Origin of the sequence: Herbaspirillum robiniae (genome assembly GCF_002213415.1) — a bacterium.
Classification (GTDB): domain Bacteria; phylum Pseudomonadota; class Gammaproteobacteria; order Burkholderiales; family Burkholderiaceae_D; genus Herbaspirillum; species Herbaspirillum robiniae.
Genome location: NZ_NJGU01000007.1, coordinates 162,840 through 176,240, shown reverse-complemented (window position 1 = coordinate 176,240; position 13,401 = coordinate 162,840). Strand labels below are relative to the sequence as shown.

Annotated in this window: 14 protein-coding genes; 7 read left to right on the top strand and 7 right to left on the bottom strand. The window is 68.1% G+C overall.

The annotated features are described in order from the left end of the window. Window positions 1-108: 108 nt before the first annotated feature. Together CEJ42_RS14480 and CEJ42_RS14475 are read right to left on the bottom strand one after the other, a co-directional pair. On the bottom strand, window positions 109-2,559 hold the full coding sequence (locus tag CEJ42_RS14480; RefSeq protein WP_420840770.1) for a DEAD/DEAH box helicase: 2,451 nt from the start codon (window positions 2,557-2,559) through the stop codon (window positions 109-111). Between the two features lie 71 nt (window positions 2,560-2,630). Next, window positions 2,631-2,813, bottom strand: coding sequence for a metallothio multi-domain protein (locus CEJ42_RS14475; RefSeq protein ID WP_079217640.1), 183 nt, complete (start codon window positions 2,811-2,813; stop codon window positions 2,631-2,633). 228 nt (window positions 2,814-3,041) lie between these two features. On the opposite strand from CEJ42_RS14475, the gene CEJ42_RS14470 reads away from it, so the two are divergent. The 3 genes from CEJ42_RS14470 (at window position 3,042) to CEJ42_RS14460 (ending at window position 5,952) form a co-directional block, all read left to right on the top strand. Then, window positions 3,042-4,013 (top strand): aliphatic sulfonate ABC transporter substrate-binding protein, encoded by a 972-nt coding sequence (locus tag CEJ42_RS14470; protein ID WP_088751547.1) that lies wholly within the window; start codon window positions 3,042-3,044, stop codon window positions 4,011-4,013. Window positions 4,014-4,020: 7 nt separating this feature from the next. Beyond that, entirely contained in the window at window positions 4,021-5,319 is a 1,299-nt protein-coding gene (locus CEJ42_RS14465; protein WP_088751546.1) for an LLM class flavin-dependent oxidoreductase, read from the top strand. A gap of 102 nt (window positions 5,320-5,421) precedes the next feature. Continuing rightward, window positions 5,422-5,952: a cysteine hydrolase family protein gene (locus tag CEJ42_RS14460; protein ID WP_088751545.1), complete on the top strand. Its 531-nt coding sequence runs from the start codon at window positions 5,422-5,424 to the stop codon at window positions 5,950-5,952. Between the two features lie 17 nt (window positions 5,953-5,969). On the opposite strand, the gene CEJ42_RS14455 is transcribed toward CEJ42_RS14460, so the two are convergent. Beyond that, window positions 5,970-7,256, bottom strand: a complete 1,287-nt coding sequence (locus tag CEJ42_RS14455; protein WP_079219268.1) for an NAD(P)/FAD-dependent oxidoreductase — start codon at window positions 7,254-7,256, stop codon at window positions 5,970-5,972. A 126-nt stretch (window positions 7,257-7,382) separates the two neighbouring features. Between CEJ42_RS14455 and CEJ42_RS14450 the strand changes: the two genes are divergently transcribed. From CEJ42_RS14450 to yfcF, 4 genes are all read left to right on the top strand, one after another. Then, window positions 7,383-7,775, top strand: a complete 393-nt coding sequence (locus tag CEJ42_RS14450) for a VOC family protein (protein ID WP_088751544.1) — start codon at window positions 7,383-7,385, stop codon at window positions 7,773-7,775. A gap of 82 nt (window positions 7,776-7,857) precedes the next feature. Then, on the top strand, window positions 7,858-8,181 hold the full coding sequence (locus CEJ42_RS14445) for a hypothetical protein (protein WP_088751543.1): 324 nt from the start codon (window positions 7,858-7,860) through the stop codon (window positions 8,179-8,181). A 313-nt stretch (window positions 8,182-8,494) separates the two neighbouring features. Beyond that, window positions 8,495-9,373 carry a 4-hydroxy-tetrahydrodipicolinate synthase gene (gene dapA / locus CEJ42_RS14440; RefSeq protein ID WP_088751542.1) on the top strand — a complete coding sequence of 293 codons (879 nt, stop codon included), beginning with the start codon at window positions 8,495-8,497 and terminating at the stop codon, window positions 9,371-9,373. Between the two features lie 46 nt (window positions 9,374-9,419). Beyond that, a complete protein-coding gene (yfcF, locus tag CEJ42_RS14435; protein WP_088751541.1) occupies window positions 9,420-10,055 on the top strand; it encodes a glutathione transferase in 636 nt (211 codons plus the stop codon). A gap of 115 nt (window positions 10,056-10,170) precedes the next feature. On the opposite strand, the gene CEJ42_RS14430 is transcribed toward yfcF, so the two are convergent. The 4 genes from CEJ42_RS14430 to CEJ42_RS14415 form a co-directional block, all read right to left on the bottom strand. Further along, complete coding sequence (locus tag CEJ42_RS14430) at window positions 10,171-10,968, bottom strand: transporter substrate-binding domain-containing protein (protein ID WP_088751540.1); 798 nt, start codon at window positions 10,966-10,968, stop codon at window positions 10,171-10,173. A gap of 70 nt (window positions 10,969-11,038) precedes the next feature. Next, window positions 11,039-11,824, bottom strand: coding sequence for an amino acid ABC transporter ATP-binding protein (locus CEJ42_RS14425; RefSeq protein WP_079217631.1), 786 nt, complete (start codon window positions 11,822-11,824; stop codon window positions 11,039-11,041). Then, complete coding sequence (locus CEJ42_RS14420; protein WP_079217630.1) at window positions 11,808-12,461, bottom strand: amino acid ABC transporter permease; 654 nt, start codon at window positions 12,459-12,461, stop codon at window positions 11,808-11,810. The genes CEJ42_RS14425 and CEJ42_RS14420 overlap by 17 nt, the downstream gene beginning before the upstream one ends. Beyond that, complete coding sequence (locus CEJ42_RS14415) at window positions 12,458-13,285, bottom strand: amino acid ABC transporter permease (RefSeq protein ID WP_088751539.1); 828 nt, start codon at window positions 13,283-13,285, stop codon at window positions 12,458-12,460. The genes CEJ42_RS14420 and CEJ42_RS14415 overlap by 4 nt, the downstream gene beginning before the upstream one ends. Between the last annotated feature and the right edge of the window lie 116 nt (window positions 13,286-13,401).

The window sequence follows — 13,401 nt, the reverse complement described above, 5'->3', positions numbered from 1 at the left end:
CCTGAGATCGACGAGAAGACAGGCGGCGATTATCGCCGCCTGTTTTTTTCTGGAAGGGAAATCAGCGACGCGGTGGCAATGGCCGGCGAACCGCGCGGCCGTGCCCGCTCAGCCCACGATCTTTTCCGCGATCCCCGCGCCCAACGGCGCCAGCAGGGCCTGCAGTTCTTCCTCGCCGAACTTGACAGCCTGCGCGTCGTCGCGGCCCAGCATGCCTTCGGCCAGCGCCGACTTGCGCGCCTGCAGTTCCAGCAGGCGCTCCTCGATGCTGCCCTCCACCACCAGCTTGTAGACGAACACCTGGCGCGTCTGGCCCAGGCGGTGCGCGCGGGCGATGGCCTGTTCTTCGACGGCGGGATTCCACCAGGGGTCGACCAGCACCACGGTGTCGGCCGCGGTGAGGTTCAGCCCGACGCCGCCGGCCTTGAGGCTGACCAGGAACAGCGGCGCCTCATGCGCCTGGAAGCGCGCGATCACTTCGCCGCGCGCCGCAGGCTCGGTGTCGCCGGTCAACAGCAGGTAGGGCAGATCGAGCGTGCGCAGCTCGGCCTCGACCAACGCCAGCATCGCGGTGAACTGCGAGAACACCAGCACGCGCCGGCCCTCGGCCACCAGCGCCGGCAGCATGTCGCGCAGCAGCTCGATCTTGGCGCGCTCGATGCCTTTGGGCATGCGCCCGCCCTTGAGCAGGTAGGGGTCGCAGCAGACCTGGCGCAGCTTGAGCAGCGCGTCCATCACCGTCACCTGCGCGCCGCTCAGGCCGCGACGCAGCAGCGCGCGCCGCACCTGCTTGTCGGCGGCGATGCGCACGCTCTCGTAGAGTTCGCGCTGGCGACCCTGCAGTTGCAGGCGCTCGACGATCTCGATGCGCGGCGGTAGTTCCTGCAGCACGTCCTCCTTGCGCCGGCGCAGGATGAAGGGGCGCACGCGCTGGGCCAGCAGGCGCGCGCGCACGGTCTCGCCCTGCTCCTCGATGGGCTTGCGCCACAGCCGCGAAAAGCTGCGCGCGTCGCCGAGGAATCCCGGCATCAGGAAATGAAATTGCGTCCACAGCTCGCCCAGGTGATTCTCCAGCGGCGTGCCGGTCATGCAGATGCGGTGGCGCGCGCGCAGCTTGCGGGCGGCGGTGGCGGCGCGCGAGGTGGCGTTCTTGACGGTCTGCGCCTCGTCCAGCACCAGCAGGTGGAAGCGCTGCGGCGCCAGCTGGTCGAGGTCGCGCCACAGCAAGGGATAGGTGGTCAGCACCAGGTCGGCGCCGCCGAGCTCGGCGTAGCGCTGCGCGCGGCCCTCGCCATGCAGCGTCAGCACGCGCAGCTCGGGCGCGATGCGGCACGCTTCTTCGCGCCAGTTGAACAGCAGCGAGGTCGGCACCACCACCAGCGCCGGCAGATCCAGCCGGCCGGCCTGCTTCTCGGCCAGGATGTGCGCCAGCACCTGGGCGGTCTTGCCCAACCCCATGTCGTCGGCGAGGATGCCCGCCAGGCCCTGCTCGCGCAGGTATTGCAGCCAGGCCAGGCCCTGCAGCTGATAGGCGCGCAGGCGGATGCCCAGTCCCGGCGGCGGCGCCACGGCGCGCACCGCGCCGGCCGCGCGCAGGCGCTGCGCCAGCTTCAGCACGCCGGCCTCGCCGCTCATGTGCCAGGGCGCGCCGCCGTCCAGCTCCAGCAAGGCGCTGTGGATGGCGTCGAGGCGGTGCGCATCCCACGGCGTCAGGCGCAGCGGGCCGTCCTTGCGCTTGAGGTCGGCCAGCAGGTCCAGCAGCGCCAGCACCACCGCCTTCAGCGGGCCGGCCATGGCGTCGATGCGGCGGCCGCCCGGCGCGCGCAGCGAAATCACCGCATGCGGGTCGATGCGCTCCACCTGCTGCGCGTCGGCCCAGCGCGGGTCGCGCCGCAGCAGGTCGGCCACCATCGGCCCCACGTCCATCACCTCGCCGTCGACCTCGATGCCGATCGACAGCAGCCAGCGGCCGGAAGGATCCTGGCCGTCGAACACTTCGCTGGAAAACGCGCGCGGCTGCAGCGGCGCGGCGACTTCCTTGCCCAGCACCTCGCCGGTCTCGCTGCTGACGATGAAGCGCCAGGCGGTGACCGGCACGCTCTCGTGGGCGAAGCCCGGCTTGACCACCAGCGACCAGCCCAGCTGCTGCAGCCGCGGCGCCTGGTCGGCCCAGAAGTCGCCGAAGAACTCCTCCTGCACCAGCGTCCACAAGGGGCCGGCGCCGTGCAGCGGATTGTGCGCGCGCCATTGCAAGGCGTCCTCGCGCAGCGGCAGCAATCCCAGTTCGCGGATCAGCTCCAGCGCCGCCGATTCGGCGTCCTCGTCGCGCGCGACATGGGCCGGCGTGTATTGGCCGTCTTCATCGCCGAAACCCTGCGGCGCCGGCATGCTCCAGCGCGCGGCGCCTTCGCCGTAGGTCCAGTCGACCTGCGCCACCGTCACCATGCCGCCGCGCGGGCCGAACAGGCCATGCGCGCGCATGCCGAGCAGGCCATCGCCGCGCGCAAGCGTTTGCAGCGTCAGGCGCGGCCGGAAAACGGTGGCGGGGGAAGAACTCATGCGCGGCATACGGGCAAAAAAAGAAGCGGCCATTGTAGGCCGCTTCGCTTATGCCGTGCAGCGGATGCGATTCACCTGGGCGCGGTCGGGGTGATGCAGAAGTCCAGCATGCCGAACGGCACGCGGCCTTCGCCGGTGGCCCAGACCCAGACCGCCCAGCACAGCAGCCCGCACACCAGCAGCAGGGCCAGCACGATGTGCAGGCCGGAGGCGCGGCGCAGGAAGCTTTCGACGTTGTCGAACAGTGCGGTCATGACGGTGACGGAGAGGCTTGAAGAAGAACAGGCATTTTACCCAAGCGCGCGACGCGCCGGAATGGGACAAATTGCCGCAGTGTCGCCCAGGCAACACCACGCCGGGCAAGGCCTTGCGGCCGGCCTGCGATAAGCGCATTTGGATCTGTGGAATTATTCGTTCCCGTTGCGGCGGCGCTTGCCTACCCTGTTGCCTTTTCAGCCACGGATCGGTAAAGGGGAAGCGACATGGACGGGGAACAACACAGCCTGAAACGACGCCTGCTGCTGCAGGGCCTGGCGGCCGGCGCGCTGGCCGGCGGCGCGCCGCTGGTGGCCGCGGCGCAGGAGAAGGTGCTGCGCATCGGTTATCAGAAATTCAACACGCTCAATATCCTGAAAGGCACCGGCAAGCTGGAGCAGGCGCTGCAGCCCAAGGGCTGGTCGGTGAAGTGGTTCGAGTTCGCAGCCGGCCCACAGCTGACCGAGGCCCTGAACGCCGATGCCATCGACTTCGGCCACGCCGCCGACACGCCCTCGGTATTTGCCAACGCCTCCGGCGTGAACGCGGTCTACCTGGGCGCCGAGCAGCCGTATCCCAAGGGCATCGCCATCTTCGTGGCGCAGGATTCGCCGATCAGGACCGTGAAGGATCTCAAGGGCAAGAAGGTCGCCACCGGCCGCGGCTGGAACGTGCAGTTCCTGCTGCTGAAGGCGCTGGAAGAGGCGGGCCTCTCCTACAACGACATCGAGCCGGTCTACGTGACCAATGCGGCCGACGTGCGCGCCGCCTTCCAGTCCGGCAACGTCGACGCGGCCACGCTGTGGGATCCCTTCCTGGCCGGCCAGGAAATCTCCACGCGCCCGCGCATCCTGCGCGACGGCACCGGGCTGTCGAACAACCGCACCTTCCACCTGGCCGTGCCGAAGTTCGTCGACCAGAACAAGGACATCGTGCGCACGCTGTTCGCCGAGCTGAAGAAGGCCAACAACTGGACCCAGGCGCATCCGCAGGAAACCGCCGACCTGCTGGCGCCGCAGCTGGGCGTGGACGCCAAGGTCCTGAAGCTGGCCACCGAGCGCCGCAACTACACGACCGTGGCGGTCGACGCCGGCATCGTCGCCGAGCAGCAGCAGATCGCCGACGCCTTCCTCAAGCTGGGCCTGATCAAGGGCGCGGTGCGGGTGCAGGACAAGGTCTATCCGGACGTGCTGGTGTAAGCGCGCCATGCATCTCGCCGCCTTCCTGATCGCCGGCAACGCCGCCCACAGCCAGGCCCTGTGGCGCCATCCGGAGAGCCGCCGCGGCGGCTTCCTGGAGCTGGACTACTATCGCCACATCGCACAGACGCTGGAGCGCGGCAAGTTCGACCTGCTGTTCTTCGCCGACCGGCTGGCGGTCTCCACCCGCTACGGCGAGAGCCACCGCCACGGCATCGCCGTGGGCGACCAGGACGCCACGCGGCTGGATCCCCTGCCCATCCTCGGCGCCCTGGCGGCGGTAACGCGCCATATCGGACTGGGCGCGACGCGCTCGACCACCTACTCGCAGCCCTACAGCCTGGCGCGCGAATTCGCCACGCTGGACCATCTCTCCGGCGGGCGCGCGGCGTGGAACGTGGTGACCTCGGTCAACCAGGGCGAGGCCGACAACTTCGGCCTGAAAGAGACGCTGCCGCACGACGTGCGCTACGACCGCGCCGACGAGTTCCTCGAGGTCGCGCACAAGCTGTGGCGCAGCTGGTCGCCGCAAGCGCTGCATCTGGGTGCGGGCGGGCGTTATGCCGACGCCGCGCTGGTCGAGGCGATCGATCATCATGGCGCGCACTTCAGCGTGCGCGGGCCGCTCAACATTCCCTCCTCACCGCAGGGCAGCCCGGTGATCATCCAGGCCGGCTCGTCCGAGCGCGGCCAGGATTTCGCCGCGCGCTGGTCCGAGGTGGTATTCAACATCCAGCCCGACCTGCCGCGCCTGCAGCGCTTCTATGGCGACCTCAAGGGCCGCGCCGAAAAATTCGGCCGCCGCCCGCAAGACATCAAGATCCTCTCGGCGGTGATGCCCTTCGTCGGCGCGTCGCGCGCGCATGCGGAAGAGCTGCGCGAACAGGCCAATGCACTGGCCGATCCGCTGGTGGGCCTGTCGACCTTGTCGAGCCACATGAACGTCGATTTCTCCGCCTATGCGCTGGACGCGCCCATCGGCGACGTGCAGGTGAGCGGCATCCAGGGACTGTTCAAGCTGTTGAAGGAAATCTCGGCCGAGCGGCAGCTGACGCTGGCCGACGCCGGCCGCCTCTACGCGCAGGGCGTGCTCACGCCGCAGGTGGCAGGCACCGCGGCCGACGTCGCCGACTGGCTGGAACACATCGTGGCGCAGGGCGGCGCCGATGGTTTCGTGATCTCGCCCTCGCACCTGCCGCACGGCTTCGACGACTTCGTCGACGGCGTGGTGCCGGAGCTGCAGCGGCGCGGATCCTTCCGCCGCGACTACGACGGACGGCAGTTGCGCGCGCACCTCGCCGCATGAGGCCAGGCCGGGTGCGCGGCGCCCGGCGCCAAAGATCGCGGCAAGGCGGGCCGGTATCCGCTACCATCGGGGTCGGACCGACAACAAGACGAACAAGCTGCCATGCCCACCGCCCTGCTCATCATCGACGTACAGCACGCCCTGTGCACCGGCCAGGATGCCGTTGCCGACGCCGCCGCCACCATCGCCAACATCAACCTGCTGTCGCAACGCGCACGCGCCGCGCGGGCGCCGGTGATCGTGGTGCAGCATGAAGACGCCGGCGAACTGGCCCACGGCAGCGCCGGCTGGCAGCTCGCCGCCGGGCTGGACGTCACCGGGCAGGACGTGCCGCTGCGCAAGCGCGGCTCGGACGCCTTCCACCAGACGGACCTGCAGTCGATGCTGAAGATGCGCCACATCTCGCACCTGGTGATCTGCGGCATGCAGACCCAGTTCTGCGTGGAGTCCACGGTGCGCCGCGCGCTGGCCCTGGGCTATCCGGTGACGCTGGCCGGCGACGGCCACACCACCACCGACAACGACGTGCTGCCGGCGGACCGGATCGTGGCCCACCACAACGCCACGCTGTCCAACCTGGGCGCGTATGGCGTGCGCACCACCGTCAGGGCGGCGCGCGATATCGAATTTTGACCGCGTGTTGAGGAAGCTTAGAAGCGCTGCGGACTGAACGGCGCCAGGTCGATTTCGGGCGCCTGTCCGGTCAGCAGTTGCGCCGCGATGCGGCCGGTGCGCGCCGAGCAGCCCAGGCCGATGTGACCGTGGCCATAGGCGTGGACGATGTCGCGGCTGGCGTTCGCGTAGCCGATGCAGGGCATGCCGTCCGGCGTGCTGGGGCGGCGGCCCAGCCAGAACTTCACGTCCGCGGCCGGCAGGTCGCGCGGCAATCCCGGGAACAGTTTGAGCGCGATGTCGCGCATGATCTCGCCGCGTCGCCAGTCGGGCTCCGCCTCGAAAGAAGCGAACTCGACCTGGCCGGCGATGCGCAGGCCGCCTTCCATCTGCGTGGCGATGACCTTGAACTCGGACACCATCATCGGCGTGCGCGCCGTCGCCCGTTCCTGCTGGCCGGCGATGGATGCGTGATAGCCGCGCTCGCTCTCCAGCTGCACGCGGTCGCCGGCCATCAGCGCCAGTTGCTTGGCGCGCGCGCCGGCCGCGATCACGGCGGCGTCGCAGGCGATCTCGCCGGTCTCCAGCACCACCGCCTTCAGGCGTCCCTGCTCGATGCGAAAACCGCGGGCGCGGCCATGCACCCGCCGCGCACCGCGCGCACGCGCATAGGCGTCGAGCGCTTTCATGTAGGCGCCGGGATTGCGGCAATGTCCGGCCTCGCCCACATGCACGGCGAAACCGAAGGCCGGATCCAGGTCCGGCTCGCGCGCGCGCAAGGCCTCGCCCTCGAACTCGGTCCACTCGATGCCGAGCTCGCGCCGCACGCCCCAGCCGAAGGCATCGTTGTCGAAATGCTGGCGCGAGCGGTAGACGTGCAGCACGCCCGAAGTGTCGATCAGGTGGCCCACGCCGGCGCGCTGCGCCACCTCCTGGTGCAGCAGCCGCGCATCGGCCACCAAGGTACGCAGGGCGCCTGCGGTGCGGCGGATGCGCTCGCGCCGCGCGCCGGCCAGGTTGCGCAACAGCCAGGGCGCCAGCGCCGGCAGGTAGCGCCAGCGGATGGACAACGGCCCCAGCGGATCCATCAGGTAGCCCGGCACCTTCTTCCACATGCCCGGCTCCACCGGCGGAATCACCGAATGCGAAGACAGCCAGCCGGCGTTGCCGTAGCTCGACGCCTCTTCGCTGCCGGCCTCGTTGAAGTCGAGGATGGTCACCTGCAGCCCCTGGTCCAGCGCGTGAATGGCGCTCATCAGGCCGACTGCGCCGGCGCCGATGATGACGGCGTGACGGGGGAAGGAGAATTCGGAAGCTGAGGTCATGGCGGGAAAGTTGGCGCTGGGGAAACTGGCATGATAAGTGATCTCGGCCGACTCGTCGGTACGCATTGACCGCAGCGCGGCGCGCCCCCTATGATCGCACTTCCCAATATCCAAGGAGACCGAAGCATGATCGACCACACCGGCGTCATCGTCAGCGACTTCGCCAAAAGCAAAGCCTTCTACGCAGCGGCCCTGGCGCCGATCGGCTACACGCTGATCATGGAAGTGCCCGCCGCCGTCACCGGCCACACCGACGTCGCCGGCTTCGGCGAGAACGGCAAACCCGATTTCTGGATCAGCCGCGGCACGCCCAACCAGCCGCCCATCCACGTCGCCTTCCGGGTCGGACAGCGCGCACCGGTGGATGCCTTCCACGGCGCGGCGCTCGGCGCGGGCGGACGCGACAACGGCGGCCCCGGCATCCGCGCACATTTCCATCCGGACTACTACGGCGCCTTCGTGCTCGATCCGGACGGCCACAATATCGAAGTGGTGTGCCACGCCCCTGTCGGCGCCTGAGCCCGCCATCGTCCCGGAGCCGCGTGCGATGAAACCTGCATCTTCCCTGCCTGGCCGCACCTGGCTTGCGGCGGCGCTCTTCATGGCCGCCGTTGTCCATCCTGCGCGGGCCGATACGCTGACCACGCCCAGCTTCGTCATCCAGATCGAGGAGCATTGCGAGGAAGGCGTGGTCGGCTGCGACGACGTCTCCTATCGCGGCACCCACCGCAAGACCGGCCAGGGCATCGCGCTGCGCGGGCGCACGCTGCATACGCTGTGCGCCGACGGCGTCACGCCCTGCCGCTTCCTCGGCTACGAGTTCCGCAACGGCGCGGTGCGCTACGTGGTGCTGGAGGACGGCACCCTCACCGTCACCCAAGTCCGGAAGGTGTTGCTGGAAGAAAGCGGCGAATGGGACCATTGAGCCCCGCGCGCGCGATAGCCCACCCGCTGTTGCGCAATCTGGTTTAGCATCACGGTTCAGTCCGACATTTCCACGACCATGCACAACGCGCAGATCATCCCGTTCAGCATGCCTGCCCCCGCGGCGGGAGTCGTGGCCATGTCCGCGCTGAAAACCAAAAAACGGCTGCTCCGCTGACGGGGACGTCGTGTCCCGTCCGGCGGATCGCCTGGCGGGACTGAACGGTCGCATCACCTCTACCATCCCCTCTTCAGACCTCGCCCGGCGCCATGCCGGAGGGACGATTCCTTCAATCGTTCTTCACGAGGTAACTATGCAAACAGGTTTCAACGGCGTCTGGGTTCCCATCATCACGCCTTTGCTTGACGGCGCCATCGATCACGCGGCGCTGGCCAGGCTGGCCCGCCATCTGGCCGCGCAGGGCATCGCCGGACTGGTGGTCGGCGCCACTACCGGCGAGGGCGCGCTGCTGCAGGTGGGCGAGCAGGAGGCGCTGGTCGCCACGCTGCGCGCGGCCGTGCCCGCAATGCCGCTGGTGCTCGGCATCTCGGTGGCCTCCACCGCCGCCGCCACGACGCGCGCGCGCGAACTGGCGGCGCTGCGTCCGGCCGGGCTGCTAGTCACGCCGCCGCTGTACGTGCGCCCTTCGCAGGAAGGCGTGCGACGTCACTTCGAGGCGGTGGCGGAAGCGGCCGACCTGCCGCTGCTGGTCTACAACATCCCCTACCGCACCGGCGTCAACGTCGAACTGGAAACGCTGCAGCAGCTCGCGCGCGACCGCCGCGTGGCCGGCATCAAGGAGTGCGGCGGCAACAACGAACGCATGCTGCGGCTGGTGCAGGAGACCCCGCTGGCCGTACTGTCCGGCGACGACGCGCAGAACTTCTCCGCGCTGTGCCTGGGCGCGCGCGGCGTGATCGCGGCCTCGGCCCACGTGCAGCCGCAATGGCATGTGCGCATGGGCGAACTGATCGCGCTGGGCCGGCTGGAAGAGGCGCGGCGCATCGCCGCCGCATTGCAGCCCGTGGTGGCCGACCTGTTCGCCGAACCCAGCCCGGCGCCGCTGAAGGCCTTGCTGGCGCTGCAGGGCTGGTGCTCGCCGGAGCTGCGCCTGCCCTTCGTGCCGGCCGGCGCGACCTTGCGCGAGCGGCTGGCGCTGCACTGGGACCGCATCCGCGACCTGGCCTTGTGAACGCCGGCGCACTTCCTCCATTTACCCCACATCAGAAAGAACAACGATGACGCTATCTTCCCTGCATCTCCACGTGGATGCGCAATTCGCCAGCCCCTATGCCATGTCAGTCTTCGTCGCGCTGACCGAGAAGGCGCAAGATGTTGAGATGAGCACGCTCGACCTCGACGCCGGCGCCAACCGGACCGACGCCTACGCACGGCTGTCGCTGACGGCGCGCGTGCCGACACTGCAGCATGGCGCGCTGGCGCTGTCCGAATCCTCGGCGATCACCGAATATCTCGACGACATCCTGCCCGGCCCCCGCCTGTATCCGCAGGATCCCGCACAGCGGGCGCGCGCCCGCCAGGTGCAGGCATGGCTGCGCAGCGACCTGGTCCCCATCCGGGAAGAGCGCAATACGCAGGTGGTGTTCTACGGCGCCCGCAAGCTGCCGTTGTCGGTGGCGGCAGAGGTCTGCGCGCAGCGCCTGTTCGCGGCGGCCGAGCAATTGCTGCCGCACGGCGCCGACCATCTCTTCGGGCAATGGAGCATCGCCGACACCGATCTCGCGTTGATGATCAACCGGCTGGCGCTGCATGGCGACGCGGTCCCTGAGCGGCTGGCGATCTACGCGCGCAAGCAATGGCAACGCCCCTCGGTGCAGCGCTGGCTGCAACTGGAGCGCCCGCCCCTGGCCTGATCCGCGCCACGCGCGAAAAAAAACCGGCTCGAAACGAGCCGGCAATCGGGTGTGGAGATGGAGCTGACAAACCCGGCGCGACGCAGGTGCTTCGCGCCGGGGTATCGAGGAAAACTTACTGCACGTTCTGCACCGAGGCCGGCAGGTCGCGGCCGTGGTACTTCTTGTACATGGTATTGAGCTTGCCGTTCTTCATGTTGGTCTTGACCCAGTTGTCGATCCAGTCCTTCAGGCGCGGCTGGTTCTTGTTCAACGCGATGCCGAGGTCGAACACCTTCTGCTCGAACTTCAGTTCCAGGTTCTTGCCCGGCGCCTTCTTCTGCATTTCCTGCAGGTTGGACGGGGTGCTGGAGAACACTTCGACCTGGCCGGTCACCATCGAGGTGATCAGGGTGGCATCGTCTTCATAGCGCACGATCTCGGCGCCCTTGGCCTGCTGCGTGGTCAGGGTGTCGTTGACGGTGGCGCGGGTCAGGCCGACGCGCTTGCCGCTCAGGTCAGGATAGTCCTTGATCTGCATGCTCTTGGGGCCGCCGACGATGATGCTGATGACGGCGTAGGGGATCGAGAAGTCGATCACCTTCTGGCGCTCGGGCGTGATCGACAGGTCGGCCACCACGATGTCGGCGCGGTTGGCCTGCAGGGTCGGCACGCGCGCGGCGTTGGTGACCGAGACGATCTCCAGCTGCACGCCCAGGTCCTGGGCCAGCTGCTTGGCGGTGTCGACGTCGGAGCCGGTGGGCTGCAGCTTGTCGTCGGCGTAGCTGAACAGCGGCGTGCCCATGGCGATGGCCACGCGGATCTTGCCGGCCTTCTTGATGTCGTCCAACTGGTCGGCCATGGCCGCGTGCGAGAAGGCGCCGGACATCAGGGCGGCGATACAGGTGCGGGTAAAGATTTTCTTCAGTTGCATGGTAGGTCTCCGGTCTAGTGTCGGTGGATGCTTCTTCTTGTTTGTGTTGCGGGTGCTGCGTTGTCGAAAATTACAGGTCTGCGGCCAGGAAGGCTTGCAGCTCCGGGGTATGCGGGTTGTCCAGCATCTCGCCCGGGCCGACTTCCCACACGCGGCCTTGGTGCATGTAGATGATGCGGTCGGCCACGCGCTTGGCGAAGTTCATTTCGTGCGTCACCAGGATCATGGTCATGCCGCCGGCGGCGAGGTCTTCCATCACGCGCAGCACTTCGCCGGTCAGCTGCGGGTCCAGCGCCGAGGTCACCTCGTCGAACAGCATGACCTTGGGCGCCATCGCCAGCGAACGGGCGATCGCCACGCGCTGCTGCTGGCCGCCCGAGAGCTGCTCGGGATAGGCGCCGGCCTTCTCGTCCAGGCCGACCTGCGCCAGCGCCGCCAGCGCGACTTTCTGCGCCTCGCCCTTGCTCTGCATCTTCACGTGGCGCAGCGCCAGCATCACGTTTTCCAGCACGGTCAGGTGCGGGAACAGGTTGTAGCTCTGGAACACGATGCCCACTTCGCGGCGCAGCTTGTGCAGGTCGACGTCGGGATCGTCGACGCGGATGCCGGCCACCTCGATGTGGCCGGAGTCGATGGTCTCCAGCCGGTCGATGCAACGCAGCGCGGTGCTCTTGCCCGAGCCGGAGGCGCCGATGATGGCGATCATCTCGCCGCGCGCGACCTCAAAGGAGACGCCTTTCAACACCTGGTTGGCGCCGAAGCTCTTGTAGATCTGGTCGACCTTGACGATGGGCTGTCCAGGTTGCGCGGATGGGGAAGCGTGCACCACCGGTTCGGGATTAACGATTGCTGACATTGAGCTTTCTCTCCATGGATGCGCTCCAGCGCGACAGCGGGTAGCACAGTAAGAAATAGAAGATCCCGACCAGGGTGAACACCAGGAAGGGCTGGAAAATCGAGTTGTTGATGATCTGGCCGGCGCGGGTCAGTTCGACGAAGCCAATCACCGAGGCCAGCGAGGTCATCTTGATCAGCTGCACCAGGAAGCCGATGGTCGGCGGCAGCGACAGCCGCGTGGCCTGCGGGATGATGACCAGGCGCAGCGTCTGCCAGCGCGTCAGCGACAGGCATTCCGATGCCTCCCACTGCGGACGCGGCATGGCCTCGACGCAGCCGCGCCAGATGTCGCCCAGGTAGGCGCTGGTGTACACCATCATGGCGATGCCGGCGGCCACCAGCGCGGGCAGCGCGAAGCCGTACACCGACAGGCCGAAGTAGACGATGAACAGCAGGATCAGGAGCGGGATGCCCTGTATGCATTCGATGAACAGGATCGCCGGATTGCGCAGCCAGGCGCGCGGCGAGATTCGCGCCAGCATCACCAGGAAGCCGGCGATGCCTCCCAGCGCGAAGGCCAGCACGGAGAGCACCAGCGTCCAGCCGATCGATTGCACCAGGTAGAACAGGTGGGTCCAGGAGAATGAGCCGATCACGATGCGCTCCCTTCGACGGTATTGCGGGCCTGGCCGCTGTTGGGAATCGATATGCCGTGGATGAACGGCACGTGCGCCACCGGCGCCGGCTGGCCCGCGACGGGCGCCGGCACCTTCGACACCGGACTGCGGCGCGCCAGCGCGGCGGCGCGGCGGATGGTGCGGCGGCGCTTGAAGATGTATTCGCCGAAGGCGTAGGCCAGCAGCTTGACCAGAATCGACAGCGCCAGGTACAGGCCGGCGACGACGATGTAGGTTTCCAGCGAGCGGAAGGTGTCGGACTGCACGGTGTTGGCGATCGCGGTCAGCTCTTCGGCCGAGATCTGCGAGGCCATCGCCGAGGCCTGCATCATCAGCAGGAACTGGCTGGTCAGCGCCGGATAGACGCGCTCGATGGCCGGCTGCAGCATCACGTGCCAGCGGATGCGCCACTTGGACAGGCCCAGGCATTCGGCCGCCTCGATCTGGCCGCGCGGCACCGAGTCGATGCCGGCGCGGATGATCTCGGCCGCGTAGGCGGCGATGTTGATGATCATCGCCAGCACGGCCGCGGCGAAGGTGGGCATGTGCACCCCCAGGCTGGCCAGGCCGAAGTACAGGAGGAAGATCTGCACCAGGAAGGGCGTGTTGCGCACCGCCTCGATGTAGGCGCCGCAGGCGCGGGCGACGAGGAGGTTCTTGCTGCTCTTGGCGAAGGCGACGATGACGCCGATGGCCACGCCGACGATGATCGCCAGCGTGGTCATTTTCAGCGTCAGCCACGCGCCGCGCAGGAACACGGGCCAGTACGGCGCGAGACTGCTGAAGTCGAGTGTGAAGTTCATGGCTGCCGGTTGTTCAAATGGTCCTTGGATTCGGAACCCCGGAAAACTCGGGCATCGCGTGCGCGGTCCTGCTGCGTGCGGGCTGCCCGGTGTCCCGGGTACTGCCTTGCTGCGAA